Below are 16,369 nucleotides of genomic sequence, written 5' to 3' on the forward strand. Positions count from 1 at the left end.
TGCGCAGCGGGATGTCAGGGCCGGGTGACCGAGGTGATGGGCATCATCCCGACCGGGTCGTAGCGCACCGGCGCCCCCGGGTAGGGCGCGTGGACGACCTGGCCGTTGCCGACGTACATCCCCACATGGCTGGCGTCGCCGCGGTAGACGACCAGGTCGCCGGGGCGTGCCTCGGAGAGCGAGATCTGCCGGCCGGCGTACCGCTGCTCCTGCGAGGTGCGCGGCAGATGGACCCCGGCGTGCCCGTACGACCACTGCATCAGGCCCGAGCAGTCGAAGCCGGAGGGCCCGTTGGCACCCCACACGTAGGGGCGGCCGAGGGCGGAGAGGGCGGCGGCGACGGCGGCCTCGGCGCGGGCGTCGGGGGCGACGGCACCGAAACCGGACAGGTCGGGCAGGTCGCCGCGGTCGGAGCGGGAGGTCCGGTCGTGGGCGGAGCGTTCGGTGGCGGGCAGGGAGTTGAGCAGCTGCCGGGCCTTGGCGAGCTTCTGCTCGACGGTCCGCTTGTGCGCGGCGACCGCCCTGCGGCTCTGCTCCAGGAGGGCGAGCTTCCCGGCGGCCGTGGCGCGCTCCTGGGCGAGTTCGCGCATCGCCGACCGCAACTCGCGCAGCCGCTCGGCCTGCTGGGCGCCGATGCGGTCGAGGGTGGCGGCCTTGTCGAGGTAGTCGTCGGGGCTGTCGGAGAAGAGCAGGGCGACGGCCGGGTCGATGCCGCCGGAGCGGTACTGGGCACCGGCCAGCGAACCGAGCCGCTCACGCAGGGTGTTGATGCGCTGCTGCTGCCGGGCGATGTGGTCCTGGGCGTGACCGACCTCCCGGCGCAGCGTGTCGGCACGCTCGTCGGCCTTGTCGTAGGCCTGGGTCGCCTTCTCGGCCTCCGCGTAGAGGCGGTCCACCTCGGCACGGGTGCCCTCGTGCGGTGCTGCTTGTGCGGGTACGGCACCGAGCGCGGTGGCTGCGGCAGCGAGCGCACACAGGGCGGCACCGGCGCCCCGGTCGAGGCCGGACGGTGCAAGGCGGCGATGGGACCCCACGGCAGTCCTTCTGCTGGCTGACAGAGACGGCTTCCCCGGCGCTGGGGACGGGGAGGCCCCTGCGCCGGGGAAACGCGGCAGACAGTAGCCGTGCGGAAGGGCGGCGGCCAAAGCACTCTGCGCCTGCACAAACACGACGCCCCGCCGCTGACGCAGGTCATGGGCGGGGCGTGGAGTCAGCTTCGGTTCACGGGATTCGCCCGTTCGGGCGCCACCCTGTCAACCGTTTCGTGTGGGTCAGATGCGGACGCCGAACTCGAACGTCATGTTGCTCATCGCCTCGTAGCGCACCACGGCGCCGGTGTGCGGAGCGTGCAGCACCTGGCCGTTGCCGGCGTACAGGCCGACGTGGTGGTAGTCGCCGAAGAAGATGACCAGGTCCCCGACCTTCAGGTCGGCCTGGTTGTAGATCCTGGTGCCGGCGTTGGCCTGTGCCTCGGAGGTGCGCGGTATCGAGACGCCGGCCTGGGCGTAGGCCCAGGAGGTCAGGCCCGAGCAGTCGAAGGAGGAGGGGCCGGAGGCGCCGTAGACGTAGGGCGAGCCGATCTTGCTCTGGGCGGCGGAGAAGGCTGCCTCGGCGCGGCCGGAGGCGGGCGGGGCGTCACCGAGGTGCACGCGCTCGCTGGAGGAGCGGTCGGCGCGCTGCTGCTGGGCGGCGAGATCCGCCTTCTCCTTGGCGGTCAGGCTGTTGAGCAGCTTCTGCGCCTCGGCGAGCTTGCCCTGGACTTCCTTCTTCTTGTTGCCCAGCTCCGTGCGGGTGGAGGCGAGGTCCTTGAGCTTCTCGGTGGCCTCGGAGCGCTCCTGGGCGAGTTCGCGCTGTTTGTCCTGAATCTTCTTCAGGGCCTCGACCTGCTGACTGCTCAACTGGTCGAGCGTGGACGCCTTGTCGAGGAAGTCGTCCGGGTTGGAGGACAGGAAGAGCTGGATCGAGGAATCGATGCCACCGGACCGGTACTGGGCTGTCGCCAGCGAACCGAGGCCGTCGCGCAGCTTGTTGAGCTCTTGCTGACCGCGGGCCACATTGTCCTGAATGGTGGAGATTTCCTTTTGCAGCTTCTGCTGCTTCTCCTTGGCCCCGTTGTACTTCTCGGTGGCCTGCTCGGCCTGCCCGTAGAGCTTGTCGACCTTCGCCTTGACCTCGTCCTTGCCGGGCTTCTCGCTCGGCGCGGCGTTGGCGGCGTTCGCGCTGAGCGCGACGGCAGCGGCGGCTGCGGTGGTCAGCACGGTGACACGCGTGCGGCTCGGCTGCTTGGGTCGACGGTGGGACGCCACGGAGGACGAACTCCTTCTTGTGAGTGTTCACCCGTTCGGAGGTTCGAGCCCAGACCCTAGTGACCCTCTTGTGATCAGATCAAATCCTCACATCAAAAAATCCCTTCACGCAATGCATTCTTTGCACTCAACTCACATGAGGTGATGCCTGCTTGACACTACGTTGCGTGACGATACGGCCAATTCGGGCATCGAGTGTGCTCGTTGGACCTTCAGGACAGTCGCTTCAGAAGTACCGCAGAGGCGACTGGTCGGGCACCCGCCTTGGCAACCCCGTCGGCCACCTCCCGGTCGGTCGAGGCGACGATCACCGGACGGCCCGGCGGCTCCGCGCGCACGAGCTGGCGGATCAGCTCGTCCGCGGTGACCCCCGGCTTGGAGAACAGCACCCGCACCCCGCGCGGCGGCGCGAGCAGCACCGGGGCGGCGAGTTCGGCGCCGTCGAAGACGCACGTCACCTCGGCGCCGGTCTGCGCGGCGAGCGCCGAGAGCTGGCCCAGGAGCCGCAGCCGCTGCTTCTCCAGCGGCATCTGCGGATAGCCGGTCTTGGTGACGTTGTAGCCGTCGACCACCAGATGCGCCTGCGGCAGCGCGAGCAACTGGTCCAGTATCGCGGGATCGTTCTCGGACAGCGCCCGGGCCGCGATGTCCTTCGGGGTCATGCGGCCCGGTTCGACCGCGTCCACGGTCTCGGCCGGGCGCACGGAGACCGGCGGCAGCGCGAGTTCCCGGCGCAGCCCCTGCGTGGCGTCCAGCAGGGTGTCGAGCAGCAGCCGTACCCTCATGTCCTCGACGCTGCGGCCCTCGCGGGCCGCCCTGCGGGTGGCCTCCAGCGCGGCCTCGGCCTCGCCCAGGCGGGCCTTGAGCCGCCGGGACTCGCTCTCGGCGGCCGACAGCTGCGTCTGCCCCTCGGCGCGCACGGCCTCGATCTCGCCCTGGACCTTGCGCAGCGCGGCCTCCCCGCGCTTGACGTCGCTGAGCGCGGCACGCAGCTTGCGGTGAAGCGATTCCGCTTCCTTCTTCGCCGACTCCAGCTCGGTGCGCAGCCGTTCGGTCTCGCTGCGGGTCTGCTCCCGGGCCTGGACGAGTTCCGCGCGCAGCCGCTCCAGTTCGGCCCGGCTCTCCTCGTCGGCCCGCTCGGCATCCGCGCGCTGGGCCTCCTCGCCGGCCGCGGTGACCAGCTTCACCCAGCCCGTGGGGCGCAGTACGTAGGCCGCGGCCGCCACGTCGAGCGGGTCCGCGGCCGGGGGCGGCGAGCCGGAGTCGAGGGCGCCGGAGAGCTCCGGCTGCGCCTCTCTGAACTTCTCCCCGATCCGCTGCCGGAAGAGCGGATCGGTCTCCACCGCGGCCGCCATCGCGTTCCCGGCGAACTTGGCCCGCCGACTCGGGGTGAACCGGGCGTACTGCCTGAGCTGGGCGGGCAGTTCCGTCATGGTCAGGCCGCCGAAGCCGTCCGAGACGATCTGCACGACCCGCCGGCGCACGCCGTCGGGCAGCGGACGGTCAAGCACCTCAGCGGTGCCGTCGCCCGGCCCCCCGCCTGCGGTCTCCACCATCCGTCACACCCCAATACCTGTACGGGGCCCGCTCCGCTCAGGAGCCGGCGCCCGGCCTGTCCACGAGTTCCACCTGGTCCACCGCGTTGCACCAGCGGCAACGGACCGACTCGATGGTCTCACTGACCACCTCGCGCTCCTCGACCGTCGGCTCACCTGCCAGGTCGAGATGGACGTACTCGACGACCTTCGACGAGCGGGTCACGTCGAAGCGGGTGAGGTTGCCGCAGAGGGTGCAGCGCCATCGCGTCGTGGCGGTCGGCAGGGGAACCGTCATCGTGGCTGTTCGCTTCCTTACTCGGGTCGGTGCGCGCCGCTCCTCGACGCGTGTGGCTCGTAACCCTACGGCCTGGCGGGTACTCGCCGCCCGCCTGTCCGGGGCGGCGAGGCGGTCTGTCAGCTTGCGTCCCGTTACGTCATGCTCTGTAGTCATGATCAACACCTGGAGCACGGCGGCCGGCAGGGCACTCACGGCGCTCAGGGCGGTCCGGGGCGCCTCCGCACCGGTGACATGCGGCCTCATCGCCCTGTGCTGTCTGATCTTCGCGCTGACCCCGGCCTCGGGGCTGACTCCGGCGTACGGCTCCGGGGACACGCTGGCGGCGGCACAGCGCGCGTACTTCCGGCACTGGGGGGTGGTCCCGGCGGAGCTGTTCGACGGGCCCGCGCGAGCGGCCCTGACTCCGGCCACCGCGCTGTTCGTGCACGGCAGCTGGGTGCATCTGCTCGGCAACATGCTCTTCCTCTTCGTCTTCGGGGTGATGACCGAGGAACGGATGGGCCGGGTGGAGTTCACCCTCTTCTACGTCGGCTGCGGGTACCTGGCCCTGCTGGGCTACGCGGCCGCCAACGCCGCCTCCGAGCAGTCGCTGGTGGGCGCCTCCGGGGCGATCTCGGCGGTCCTCGGAGCGTTCCTCTACCTGTTCCCCCGCGCCCGTGTCACCAGTCTCCTCCCCTTCCTGTTCTTCCTGCCGATGCGTTTCCCGGCCTGGGTCGTGCTGCCCTTCTGGGCGGCTCTGCAGTGGCTCGCGGCGGGCCGCGCGGGCCAGGGTCCCGGGGTGGCGTACCTCGCCCACCTGGTGGGCTTCTGCCTCGGCTTCGTCTACGCGTGGGTGCGCTACGGGAAAGAGAAGGGCCCGAAGGGCGGCCCGGGAAGGGCGGTGGTGGGAGACGGGCGGGCGACTAGAGTGAGGTCCGCACCGGCTCCGGCACCCGAGGGAGAGAACCACTCGTGATCACCGCGATCGTCCTGATCAAGACCAGCGTGGACCGGATCCCCGAGATCGCGGAGCAGATCGCTTCGCTGGAGTCCGTCAGCGAGGTCTTCTCCGTCACCGGTACGTACGACCTGATCGCCATGGTGCGGGTGGGGCAGCACGAGGATCTGGCAGACGTGATCCCCGGGCGGATCAGCAAGATCCCTGGCGTGGAGGCCACCGACACCCACGTCGCGTTCCGCACCTACTCCCAGCACGACCTGGAGGCTGCGTTCGCGATCGGCCTGGACAACTAGGACCACTGGGCCGCGAGGTCCACTCGGCCGTCGACCGCAGAGCCCCCTTGGCCGAGTCGCTTCCGGTGGTCACCGGCAACGGCTCCCGGCCCCCGACGCACACCTGACCCCGTCGGGCGACACCGCTGCGCAGGGCCTGCGCGCGGCGCCGGCCAGTCCCTGGGTCCGGGTCCGGCACTGCCGGGCCACGACCGCCGTGCGCCTCGATGCCGGCGGCAACGGTGACGGGGACCGCCCTGCCGTCCCTTGCCCAGCCCGACGCCTGATCTCCGCGGGCACCTGCACCGCCCGCCGGGCCCCGGGGGAGTACCGGTCGGGGCCCACCCCTTCCCGCACGGATCCCGGTGTGTGGCCGACCGCCGCGATCGCCTCCGTCGGCGTCGGCCGCGTAGGCGAGGGCCGCGCCCAGCGAGAAGGCCTTGCCGGGCGGCCCGGCCTGCTTCGCCTCCAGAGTCCGTACGAGCCCGCTGAGGGCGGCAGTGCGCCGCCCTTTCGGGCGGTGTGCCGCGGGTTCGGATCCCTGGTCAACTCCGTTGGTGTCCAGGGTGGTTCGGCCTCTGCCGCGGGGCGCCCGTACGGCGGGTCAGACCGCCGGGACGCAGCGGCCGTCCTCCGTGCGGTACTGCCACTTCGCGCCCTCGGTGACCAGTTCCCGCACGGCGTTGATGAACCGCTCGACATGCTCGTCCGGGGTGCCCGCACCGAAGCTGACCCGGATCGCGTTCAGGGACTTCTCGCCGGGTGCGGCCTCGGGGGCGCCGCACTCGCCCTGGGTCTGGGGGTCGGAGCCGAGGAGGGTGCGGACCAGGGGGTGGGCGCAGAAGAGGCCGTCGCGGACGCCGATGCCGTACTCGGCGGAGAGGGCGGCGGCGAAGTGGGAGCTGTTCCAGCCGTCCACCACGAAGCTGATCACGCCGACGCGTGGGGCGTCGTCGCCGAAGAGGGAGAGGATCCTGACCTCGGGGACCTCGGCGAGGCCCTCGCGGACCTGGGAGATCAGGTGCTGCTCGCGGGCCACGAGGGTGTCGAATCCGGCCTCCGTGAGGGCCTTGCAGGCGGAGGCGATGGAGTAGGCGCCGATGACGTTCGGGGAGCCGGCCTCGTGGCGGGCGGCGCTCTCGTGCCACTCCACGTCCACTCCCCCGTCCGTACGCCGGGTGACCTTGCGGCTGGCGCCGCCGCCCGCGAGGTACGGCTCCGCGGCCCGCAGCCAGTCGGCGCGGCCGGCCAGGGCGCCGGAGCCGAAGGGGGCGTACAGCTTGTGGCCGGAGAAGGCGACCCAGTCGACGTCCAGATCCTTGACCGAGACCGGGTGGTGCGGGGCCAGCTGGGCGGCGTCCAGGACGATCCGGGCACCGTGCGCATGGGCCGCGGCGGCCAGCTCGCGCACCGGCCACAGCTCGCCGGTGACGTTGGAGGCGCCGGTGACGCAGACCAGGGCCGGGCCGTAGGGGTCGCGGTCGGCCAGGGCCCGCTCCAGGGTCTCGACGGCCTGCTGCGGGGTGCGCGGGGCGTTGAGGTAGGTGACGCGGGCGTCCTGCCAGGGCAGCAGGGAGGCGTGGTGCTCGGTCTCGAAGACGAAGACCTGGCAGTCGGCGGGGAGCGCACGGGCGAGGAGGTTGAGCGAGTCCGTGGTCGAGCGGGTGAAGATCACCTGGTCGTCGGCGCGGCAGTCGAGGAACTCTGCGACCGTCCTGCGGGCGTTCTCGAACAGGTCGGTGGAGAGCTGGGAGAGGTAGCCGGCGCCGCGGTGGACGCTGCCGTAGTACGGCGCGTACGCCGCCACGTCGTCCCAGACGCGCTGGAGGGCGGGGGCGCTGGCCGCGTAGTCGAGCGCGGCGTAGGTGACTTCGCCGCCGGTCACGAGCGGGACGGTGACATCCCGGCCGAGAACGGGCAGAGGAGCACAAATGGCCTGGGTGGCGGCAGCGGTGGAGGCAGACATGGCGAACTCCTGTGAGGGGTAAGCGGAATCGCCGTGCGAGCAGATACAGCTCAAGCACGGAGAAAAGTGAAAGGGGTATGCGGAGGCGGGGCTCTACGCCCTATCGCATTCGCTTGCTCACAGAAGGCTCCCTCGACGACCAGGACCCCTGGTGTGCGAGGGGCCCGCGCTTGCCGTAGACCTCACTGCCTACGGCCTGGTCTTCACCCGGGGCACCCCGCCACGGACGGAGGGTTGCCGGACAGTCGGCCGGGGCCTCATGACTGTCACTCATGACCTGCCGGAAAACGTACGTGAAGTGATCGCGGTCCCGCAACTCCTGTCCGGATCGCGGGACCGCGCCTCGCATCGCTCACGCGTTGCTGGCGGCCACCCAGCGCTCCAGCGCCCGCTTCGCCGCGCCCGAGTCGATCGACTCCGCGGCCTTGGCCATACCGGCCCGGAGCTGCTCGGCGAGCGTCCCGGGGCCGGGGTCCAGGGCCACGAGCGCCGCCGCCGAGTTCAGCAGTACGGCGTCCCTCACGGGCCCCTTCTCGCCGTCCAGCAGCCGGCGGGCGACCTCCGCGTTGTACGACGGGTCGCCACCCCGCAGTGCCTCCACCGGCACCAGCTCGAGGCCGACGTCGCGCGGGTCGAAGGTCTCCTCGGCGACCTTGCCGTCCCGGACGATCCACACCCGGGAGGTGGCCGTCGTGGTCAGCTCGTCGAGACCGTCGTTGCCGCGGAACACGAGGGAGGAGTTGCCGCGCTCGGCGAAGACACCCGCGACGACCGGCGCCATCCGCGGATCCGCGACACCGACCGCCTGGGCCCGCACCCGGGCGGGGTTGGTCAGCGGGCCGAGGATGTTGAACACCGTGCGGATGCCCAACTGGCCGCGCGCGGCGCCCACATGGCGCAGGGCCGGGTGGAACTTGATCGCGAAGCAGAAGGTGATTCCGGCCTCCTGAGCCACCTCGACCACCCGCCGCGGGGTCAGCTCGAGGTTGACGCCGAGCTTCTCCAGGACGTCCGAGGCACCGGACGCGGAGGATGCGGCCCGGTTGCCGTGCTTGACGACCGTGGCGCCCGTGCCGGCGACGACGATCGCCGACATGGTGGAGATGTTGACGGTCTTGGCGCCGTCGCCGCCGGTGCCGACGATGTCCACCGTCCGCCCGGGCACCTCGATCACGTTGGCGTGCTCGTACATCGTCCGGACGAGCCCGTTGATCTCCTCGACGGTCTCACCCTTGGCCCTGAGGGCCACCACGAATCCGGCGATCTGCGCGTCGGTCGCCTCGCCCCGCATGATCCGGTCCAGCGCCCACGCCGTCGCGTCGGCGCTCTGGTCGCGTCCGTCGAGCAGGGCGTTCAGTACCGCGGGCCAGGAACGGCCCGCCGCGGTGTCGCCTCCAGCGGGGGTCACAGCGCTCATCAGCCGCTCCTGTGTCGTAGAAAAACAGTCTGATCCCACCCTATCCAGCCGCGGACACGGCGAAGGGCCCCGTCCGTAAGCCGGACGGGGCCCTTCAGCGTGGCGTGGCGACGCGGGGATCAGTGGTGGCCGTGGCCGCTCGTGATCTCCTTGTACTCCTCTACGGACGGCTTCGGGATCTGGTTGTCCTCGCCGTAGTAGGCGTTGCTGAGCTTGACGCGCAGCTTCTCGGACGTCTTCACCTTCCGCTCGACACCGTTCTCGTCGACCGTCGGGCCGATCTCGGCCGGCTCGTACTGGTGGTGCGCCGTGAGGGTGTGCAGCTGCTCCTGGCTGAGCGGCTCGTGGACCTCGATGAACTCACCGTGCGGCAGGCGCTTGATGATGCCGGTCTCGCGACCGTGCAGCACCTTGTCGTGGTCGCGGCGCTGCAGGCCGAGGCAGATCCGCTTGGTGGCGATGAACGCGATGACCGGTCCGGCGAAGAAGAAGATCCGGACGAACCAGGTCACGTCGTTGATCGACAGGTTGAAGTGGGTGGCGATGAGGTCGTTGCCACCGCCGACCAGGCCGACCATGTACACGGTGACCCAGGCGACACCGAACGCGGTACGCGTCGGGGCGTTGCGCGGGCGGTCCAGGATGTGGTGCTCGCTCTTGTCACCGGTGACCCAGGACTCGATGAACGGGTACAGCGCGATCGCCGCGAGCACCAGGCCGAAGAGCATCAGCGGGATGAACACGCCCAGGACGAGCGTGTGGCCCCAGAAGTTGATCTCCCAGCCCGGCATGTAGCGGACCAGACCCTCGGCGAAGCCCATGTACCAGTCGGGCTGGGCGCCGGTGGACACCTGGTCGGGCCGGTAGGGACCCATGGCCCAGATCGGGTTGATCTGGGTCACCGCGGCGATGGCCGCGATCACACCGAAGACCAGGAAGAAGAAGCCGCCCGCCTTGGCCATGTACACCGGCAGCAGCGGCATGCCGACGACGTTCTTCTCGCTCTTTCCGGGACCCGCGAACTGCGTGTGCTTGTGGTAGAAGACCAGGATCAGGTGGCCCACCATCAGGCCGAGCATGATGCCCGGCAGCAGCAGGATGTGGATCGAGTAGAACCGCGCCACGAAGTCGTGGCCGGGGAACTCGCCGCCGAAGAGGAAGAACGAGATGTACGAGCCGACGATCGGCATCGACAGGATCGCGCCCTCGGTGAAGCGGACACCGGTGCCGGAGAGCAGGTCGTCCGGGAGCGAGTAACCGGTGAAGCCGGTGAACATGCCGAGGACGAACAGCAGGAAGCCGAACAGCCAGTTGATCTCACGCGGCTTGCGGAACGCGCCGGTGAAGAACACGCGCATCATGTGCACGAACATGCCGGCGAGGAAGATCAGCGCGGCCCAGTGGTGGATCTGCCGGATGAGCAGACCACCGCGCACGTCGAAGGAGATGTGCAGGGTCGAGCTGAACGCCTCGGACATCAGCTGTCCCTGGAGCGGGACGTAGCTGCCGTGGTACTCCACCTCGTTCATCGACGGGTGGAAGAACAGCGTCAGATAGACACCGGTCAGGATGATGATGAGGAAGCTGTACATGCAGACTTCGCCCAACATGAACGACCAGTGGTCGGGGAAGATCTTGCGCATGTTGGACTTGGCCAGGGAGTAGATCCCGAGCCGTCCGTCGGCCCAGTCGGCGACCCGCTCGCCGGCCGGTGCCTTCCCGCGAGAGCGGGCCTCTTCGTTCGGTGTAGTGCTCATCCGCGCTCCCAGAATGCAGGACCGACGGGCTCCTCGAAGTCGCCGAGCGCCTGGAGGTAACCCTCGTCGTTCACGCCGATGCGCAGCTGCGGCAGGGCGTGACCGGCGGGGCCGAAGATCACTCGGGCACCGTCGGAGAGGTCGAAGGTGGACTGGTGGCACGGGCACAGCACGTGGTGCGTCTGCTGCTCGTACAGGGAGATCGGGCAGCCGACGTGGGTGCAGATCTTCGAGAACGCGACGATGCCCTCGTGCGACCACTGGAGCTCGCGCTTGTCCTTGATGTTGTCCGGCTGCAGCCGGATGATCATCAGGGCCGCCTTGGCGATCTCGTTCTGGAACTCCTCGTCGGTCTCCTCCAGGCCCTCGGGCTTGGCGAAGGTCAGCGAACCGACGGCGACGTCCTCGGGACGCAGCGGCTGGTTCGTGTTCATGTTGACGAGCAGCTTGCCCTTGGCCCACAGCGTGTGGCGCAGCGAGGTGCCGGGCAGCGGTCCGAGGTCGCGCAGCAGCATGACGCCGGAGAGCGGCACCAGGGCCAGCGCGCCGAACATCGTGGTGCGGATCAGCCCGCGGCGGCCGATCGCCGACTCCTTGGCACCCTGCTTGAAGTCCGCGTGGACCTTCGCACGGACCTCGGGGGACGCCGCGATCGGGTGACGCTCGTCGGCGACCTCCACGTCGGACATCAGGGTGCGGGCCCAGTGGACCGCGCCCGCGCCGATGCAGAACAGCGCCGTGCCGAGGGTCAGACCGAGCGCGAAGTTCAGCGCGCTGATGTGCCCGATCGGGAAGACGAAGATCGACTTGTCGTGCGGGATCGTCACGTACGAGACGATGAAGCCGACGGTGGCCAGCATCGACACCGTGAACAGCAGGGCGACGACGCGCTCGGACCGCTTGGCGGCCCGCTCGTCGATGTCCTGGATCCGGTGCTCGTGGGGCGGCAGCCCCGGGTCCGCGAACGGGTTCTCCTCGTCCGCGACGCTCACGGCGACGTGCGCGTGCTCCTGCTCAGCGGGCAGGTTCTCTTCTGGAATGTCTTGGCTACTCATGACTTCTTGGCCTTTGCGGTCCGAGCGGCGACCCAGACGGCTACCGCGATCAGGGCGCCGAGGCCGAAGATCCACGCGAACAGGCCCTCGGTGACCGGCCCGAGGCCGCCCAGTTCCATGCCGCCCGGCTGCTCAGTCTCGCTGCTGTTGATCGCGTGCAGGTACGCGATGATGTCCTTCTTGTTCTTCTCCGACAGCGTGGTGTCGGGGAAGGACGGCATGTTCTGCGGGCCCGTCTGCATGGCCTCGTAGATGTGCTTCGGGTCGACGCCCGTCAGGTCCGGCGCGAACTTGCCCTTGGTGAGGGCACCGCCCTTGCCGGTGAAGTTGTGGCACTGCGCGCAGTTGGTGCGGAACAGCTCGCCACCCTTGCCGATGTCCGCGCCGTCCGGGCCGTACTGCTGCTTCGTCGGCACGCTCGGGCCGGCGCCCAGCGACGCGATGTACGCGGCGAGCTGGTCGATCTGGGCCTGCGTGTAGATGTTCTTCTTCTTGACGACCTGCGGGCCCTGCGAGGTGGCGGCCGGCATACGGCCGGTCGCGACCTGGAAGTCCACGGCCGCGGCGCCGACGCCGACCAGGCTCGGGCCGTCGGAGGAGCCCTGGCCACCGGTGCCGTGGCAGCTGGCGCAGCCGACCTCGTAGAGCTTCTTGCCCTCCTTGATGGTCAGGGACTGGGAGGTTTCATCGGCCTGCGCCTTGCTCGCGGGTGCGAACGCGGCGTACAGCCCCCCAGTGGCCGCCAGCGCGAAGAGTAGGACGACGACCGCCGCCAGCGGATGGCGTCGTCGTGCGGAGAGCTTTTTCACGGATTACCCCGGTGTCAGGATCTTCTGCGTCGATGCTTCTGGATGTGCGGGAGCGGTCCCGGCTACTTGATCAGGTAGATCGTGGCGAAAAGGCCGATCCAGACCACGTCGACGAAGTGCCAGTAGTAGGACACGACAATGGCTGCGGTCGCCTGCTCGTGCGTGAACCTCTTGGCCGCGTAGGTACGGCCGAGGACGAACAGGAAGGCGATGAGGCCGCCCGTCACGTGCATGCCGTGGAAGCCGGTGGTCAGGTAGAACACCGAGCCGTACGGGTCGGAGGACAGGGAGATCCCGTCCTTCTTCACCAGCTCCGTGTACTCGTAGATCTGACCGCCGATGAAGATCGCACCCATGATGAAGGTGAGGATGAACCAGCCACGGAGCTTCTTCACGTCCCCGCGCTCGGCGGCGAACACGCCGAGCTGGCAGGTGAGCGAGGAGAGCACCAGGATCGTGGTGTTCGTCGCGGAGAAGGGCACATTGAGCGCCTCGGCCATGTGCTTCCAGTGCGCCGGACCCGTCACCGATCGCAGGGTGAAGTACATCGCGAAGAGGGCCGCGAAGAACATCAGCTCGGAACTCAGCCAGATGATGGTTCCGACGCTGGTGAGGTTCGGCCGGTTGACCGACGGGTGCGCGTGCCCGGTTTCTACTGTCGTTGCTGTCGCCACGACCGACATTATGTCGGTCGCTTATCCCGCCCTCACTCCGGGGGGTGCCGTTCGGAGTGTTGCTGCCCGCCGAACCGGTGTTGACGTGGTGTTCATGGGAGTAACATCCGCCCCAAACGGCCCTGTCCGTACGACGCTGACGTCCCGGAGGAAGCATGCAGCCGACCGCTACGGTGCTGGTGTACAGCGACGACTCCAACACGCGCGAACAGGTGCGGTTGGCCTCCGGCCGTAGGCCCGCTCCTGATGTTCCCCTGGTCGAGTTCCTGGAGTGTGCGACTCCTGAGGCGGTGCTGCGCGAGCTGGGCAAGGGCGGCATCGATGTCTGTGTGCTCGACGGCGAGGCCGTGCCCATGGGGGGCATGGGGGTGTGCCGGCAGATCAAGGATGAGGTGTTCAACTGTCCGCCGGTGCTTCTGTTGATGGGGCGGCCTCAGGATGCATGGCTGGCCACGTGGAGTCGGGCTGACGCGGCGGTCACCTTGCCGGTGGATCCGGTGGAGTTTGCGGCTGCCCTGGCTGGTCTGCTCCGTCAGAAGCGGTTGCTGAGCGCCTAGGAGCTCGGGGCGCGAGGGTACGGGCGCGAGTGCCGGTCGTGTGTGGCTGGTCGCGCAGTTCCCCGCGCCCCTGTGGGGCGCTCACACCGCTGTTGGCTGGAGGCGCAACGCATCCTGTGGTGCCGGGCCCTCCGGGGTGCCGTTGATGAGGGCGCTGCCTGTGCGCCACTTCTTCCAGTCGACGTTCCAGTCGCCGAAGCCGTTGCCGAAGGGTTCCATCGGGTCGCCGTTGGAGTTCACGACCTTGACGATGTCGCCCTCGTGGATGTGGTCGAAGAACCATTCGGCGTTGCCGGTGCTCATGCCCGTGCAGCCGTGGCTGACGTTCTCGTAGCCCTGGGAGCCCACGGACCAGGGCGCGGCGTGGACGTATTCGCCGGACCAGGTCACCCGGGTGGCGTAGTAGACCGGCAGGTCGTAGGAGTCCGCGCTGCCCTCGGCGATGCCGACCGTGGCGCCGCGCATCCGTACGAAGTACTGCTTGGCCAGGACCACCTTGACGCCGTTGCGGGTCTCGTAGCCGGGCTTGCCCGTGGTGACGGGGATCTGGTTGATCACCTGGCCGTTCTCGAAGAACGTCAGCTGGTGGGCCGAGGCGTCCGTGACGACCTCGATCCGGTTACCGGTGGTGATCTTCAGGGCCTTGGACTTGCCGCCCCAGAGACGGTCGCTGATCTTTACGCCGTCCAGGTTGCTGTGCACCTGGATCGTGGCGTGCGAGGGCCAGTACTCCTTGGGGCGGTAGTGGAGTTCCTTGTCGCTCACCCAGTACCAGGAGCCCTGCACGGCCGGTGTGGAGTCCACCCTGAGGGCGCGTTCGACGACGGCCCGCTGTGCCTTGTCCTTGACCTCGTGGTCGAGTTGGGCGGTGAGGGGCTGTCCGACGCCGTACTCGCCCGCGTCCGGCCCGAAGGTGACGTTCAGGCGCTTCTGGGCGGTCGGCCTGCTGGTGTCGAAGGCGAGGACCCGGCGGCCGGGCGCACCGTCCTCGTCCTCCGTGCTCACCGTGACCGTGTAGTGGGCGTTGGCGGCCAGCGGGGAGGTGCTGTGCCAGCGGCTCCCGTCGGCGGCGAGTTCGCCCGCCACATAGCGCCCTGTGGAGTCCTGGGCGGTGACGTCGGTGATACGGCCGTCATCGCTGTTGGCGGTGACCTCCAGCGGCTTGTCCGGGTCGGCCCGCTTTCCCGCACCGGTGGGGCCGTTGAAGGAAATCTGGTCCGCTGCGTCGTACGGCTTGGCCGACAGGGGGTTGCCGTCCGAACCGCAGCCGGTGACGCCCGCGCCGAGGGCGGTCACCAGCAGGGCGCAGCTGACGACGGTGCGGGTCCGCGGAGTGTGGTTCATACGATCACGCTATGAGGTGCAGACCCTACTGGCACGGTACGTAACTCGTACGAGGGACAGACACTGCTGCAAAGGCAGGAGCCCGGACTCTCCTGACGGAGTGTCCGGGCTCCCGGTGTGCTCGGTGCGTGCTACTGGGTGCGGTTCTCACCGCGGTAGTACTCGAACACCCAGCCGAACAGGCCGATCATGATGATCGGTGCCGAGAAGTACAGCAGCCACCAGCCGACCGCGACACCGAGGAAGGCCAGCGCGCCGCCGACGGCCAGGGCGAGCGGCTGCCAGCTGTGCGGGCTGAAGAAGCCCAGCTCGCCCGCGCCGTCCGCGACGTCGGCCTCCTTGTCGTCCTGGGCACCCGCGTCGACCCGCTTGGCGGTGAAGCCCAGGTAGAAGCCGGCCATGACGAGCAGACCGAAGGACAGGAAGAGCGCCGTGGTACCGGCCGGCTCCTTCGACCACACGCCATACACGATGGCCATGATCAGGATGAAGACGCTCAGCCAGATGAACATCCGACCCTGGATCTTCACTTGCCGGCCTCCTTGCTGCCTTCGACGGCGCTGGTGCCGTGCCCGGCGTACTCAAGCTGCTCGAGGGCGGCGATCTCGGGGTGGTGCAGGTCGAACGCCGGGGATTCGCTGCGGATCCGCGGCAGGGTGAGGAAGTTGTGCCGCGGCGGCGGGCACGAGGTCGCCCACTCGAGCGAACGGCCGTAGCCCCACGGGTCGTCGACCTCGACGGGCTTGCCGTACTTGGCCGTCTTCCACACGTTGTAGAGGAACGGCAGGATCGACAGGCCGAGCAGGAACGAGCTGATGGTCGAGACCGTGTTCAGGGCCGTGAAGCCGTCGGCCGCCAGGTAGTCCGCGTAACGGCGCGGCATGCCCTCGGCGCCCAGCCAGTGCTGGACCAGGAAGGTGCCGTGGAAGCCGATGAACAGCGTCCAGAAGGTGATCTTGCCGAGGCGCTCGTCCAGCATCTTGCCGGTCATCTTCGGCCACCAGAAGTGGAAGCCGGAGAACATGGCGAAGACGACCGTACCGAAGACCACGTAGTGGAAGTGGGCCACCACGAAGTACGAGTCGGAGACGTGGAAGTCCATCGGGGGCGAGGCCAGGATGACACCGGTCAGACCACCGAACGTGAAGGTGATCAGGAAGCCGGTCGCCCAGAGCATCGGCGTCTCGAAGGACAGAGAGCCCTTCCACATCGTGCCGATCCAGTTGAAGAACTTCACACCGGTCGGGACCGCGATCAGGAAGGTCATGAAGGAGAAGAACGGCAGCAGCACACCGCCGGTGACGTACATGTGGTGCGCCCACACCGTCACGGACAGACCGGCGATCGCGATGGTGGCCGCGATCAGACCCATGTAGCCGAACATCGGCTTGCGGGAGAAGACCGGGATGACCTCGGAGATGATGCCGAAGAACGGC

General features: G+C 69.0%; 16 protein-coding genes and 1 riboswitch. Of the genes, 3 read left to right on the top strand and 13 right to left on the bottom strand.

Going from position 1 to position 16,369, the window contains the following annotated elements; all coding sequences use genetic code 11:
- Nucleotides 1–14: 14 nt before the first annotated feature.
- The 4 genes from AQI88_RS05710 to AQI88_RS05725 all read right to left on the bottom strand — a co-directional run bounded on the left by AQI88_RS05710 (nucleotide 15) and on the right by AQI88_RS05725 (nucleotide 4,139).
- Nucleotides 15–1,034 carry a C40 family peptidase gene (locus AQI88_RS05710; RefSeq protein ID WP_079057405.1) on the bottom strand — a complete coding sequence of 340 codons (1,020 nt, stop codon included), beginning with the start codon at nucleotides 1,032–1,034 and terminating at the stop codon, nucleotides 15–17.
- Between the two features lie 237 nt (nucleotides 1,035–1,271).
- A complete protein-coding gene (locus tag AQI88_RS05715) occupies nucleotides 1,272–2,306 on the bottom strand; it encodes a C40 family peptidase (RefSeq protein ID WP_066992824.1) in 1,035 nt (344 codons plus the stop codon).
- Between the two features lie 212 nt (nucleotides 2,307–2,518).
- Nucleotides 2,519–3,862 (bottom strand): NYN domain-containing protein, encoded by a 1,344-nt coding sequence (locus AQI88_RS05720; RefSeq protein ID WP_066992827.1) that lies wholly within the window; start codon nucleotides 3,860–3,862, stop codon nucleotides 2,519–2,521.
- A gap of 37 nt (nucleotides 3,863–3,899) precedes the next feature.
- On the bottom strand, nucleotides 3,900–4,139 hold the full coding sequence (locus tag AQI88_RS05725) for a hypothetical protein (protein WP_014672226.1): 240 nt from the start codon (nucleotides 4,137–4,139) through the stop codon (nucleotides 3,900–3,902).
- 154 nt (nucleotides 4,140–4,293) lie between these two features.
- On the opposite strand from AQI88_RS05725, the gene AQI88_RS05730 reads away from it, so the two are divergent.
- A complete protein-coding gene (locus AQI88_RS05730) occupies nucleotides 4,294–5,097 on the top strand; it encodes a rhomboid family intramembrane serine protease (protein WP_066992830.1) in 804 nt (267 codons plus the stop codon).
- Nucleotides 5,094–5,375, top strand: a complete 282-nt coding sequence (locus tag AQI88_RS05735; RefSeq protein ID WP_066992833.1) for an Lrp/AsnC family transcriptional regulator — start codon at nucleotides 5,094–5,096, stop codon at nucleotides 5,373–5,375. Before AQI88_RS05730 ends, AQI88_RS05735 begins: the two co-directional genes overlap by 4 nt.
- A gap of 583 nt (nucleotides 5,376–5,958) precedes the next feature.
- Here AQI88_RS05735 and AQI88_RS05740 read toward each other — a convergent pair.
- From AQI88_RS05740 to ctaE, 6 genes are all read right to left on the bottom strand, one after another.
- Nucleotides 5,959–7,320 carry an aminotransferase class V-fold PLP-dependent enzyme gene (locus AQI88_RS05740; protein WP_066992836.1) on the bottom strand — a complete coding sequence of 454 codons (1,362 nt, stop codon included), beginning with the start codon at nucleotides 7,318–7,320 and terminating at the stop codon, nucleotides 5,959–5,961.
- Nucleotides 7,321–7,481: 161 nt separating this feature from the next.
- A riboswitch (SAM riboswitch) is annotated at nucleotides 7,482–7,598 on the bottom strand.
- Nucleotides 7,599–7,672: 74 nt separating this feature from the next.
- Nucleotides 7,673–8,737 (bottom strand): anthranilate phosphoribosyltransferase, encoded by a 1,065-nt coding sequence (gene trpD, locus AQI88_RS05745; RefSeq protein ID WP_066992838.1) that lies wholly within the window; start codon nucleotides 8,735–8,737, stop codon nucleotides 7,673–7,675.
- A 119-nt stretch (nucleotides 8,738–8,856) separates the two neighbouring features.
- Entirely contained in the window at nucleotides 8,857–10,494 is a 1,638-nt protein-coding gene (gene qcrB / locus AQI88_RS05750; protein ID WP_066992840.1) for a cytochrome bc1 complex cytochrome b subunit, read from the bottom strand.
- Nucleotides 10,491–11,549: a cytochrome bc1 complex Rieske iron-sulfur subunit gene (gene qcrA, locus AQI88_RS05755; protein ID WP_066992842.1), complete on the bottom strand. Its 1,059-nt coding sequence runs from the start codon at nucleotides 11,547–11,549 to the stop codon at nucleotides 10,491–10,493. The genes qcrB and qcrA overlap by 4 nt, the downstream gene beginning before the upstream one ends.
- A complete protein-coding gene (gene qcrC, locus AQI88_RS05760) occupies nucleotides 11,546–12,358 on the bottom strand; it encodes a cytochrome bc1 complex diheme cytochrome c subunit (protein WP_066992844.1) in 813 nt (270 codons plus the stop codon). Before qcrC ends, qcrA begins: the two co-directional genes overlap by 4 nt.
- Nucleotides 12,359–12,420: 62 nt before the next feature.
- Nucleotides 12,421–13,041, bottom strand: a complete 621-nt coding sequence (ctaE, locus tag AQI88_RS05765) for an aa3-type cytochrome oxidase subunit III (RefSeq protein ID WP_066992847.1) — start codon at nucleotides 13,039–13,041, stop codon at nucleotides 12,421–12,423.
- Between the two features lie 146 nt (nucleotides 13,042–13,187).
- Between ctaE and AQI88_RS05770 the strand changes: the two genes are divergently transcribed.
- Complete coding sequence (locus AQI88_RS05770) at nucleotides 13,188–13,589, top strand: response regulator (RefSeq protein ID WP_066992850.1); 402 nt, start codon at nucleotides 13,188–13,190, stop codon at nucleotides 13,587–13,589.
- Nucleotides 13,590–13,670: 81 nt separating this feature from the next.
- Here the strand turns inward: AQI88_RS05770 and AQI88_RS05775 are convergent, their stop codons facing one another.
- The 3 genes from AQI88_RS05775 to AQI88_RS47445 form a co-directional block, all read right to left on the bottom strand.
- On the bottom strand, nucleotides 13,671–14,933 hold the full coding sequence (locus AQI88_RS05775; RefSeq protein ID WP_066992852.1) for a L,D-transpeptidase: 1,263 nt from the start codon (nucleotides 14,931–14,933) through the stop codon (nucleotides 13,671–13,673).
- A 131-nt stretch (nucleotides 14,934–15,064) separates the two neighbouring features.
- Nucleotides 15,065–15,463 (bottom strand): cytochrome c oxidase subunit 4, encoded by a 399-nt coding sequence (locus AQI88_RS05780; protein ID WP_066992855.1) that lies wholly within the window; start codon nucleotides 15,461–15,463, stop codon nucleotides 15,065–15,067.
- On the bottom strand, nucleotides 15,460–16,369 hold a 910-nt coding region (locus tag AQI88_RS47445; RefSeq protein ID WP_244184047.1), incomplete at its 5' end, for a cytochrome c oxidase subunit I. The genes AQI88_RS05780 and AQI88_RS47445, both read right to left, overlap by 4 nt.

The organism is Streptomyces cellostaticus (assembly GCF_001513965.1).
GTDB lineage: Bacteria > Actinomycetota > Actinomycetes > Streptomycetales > Streptomycetaceae > Streptomyces > Streptomyces cellostaticus.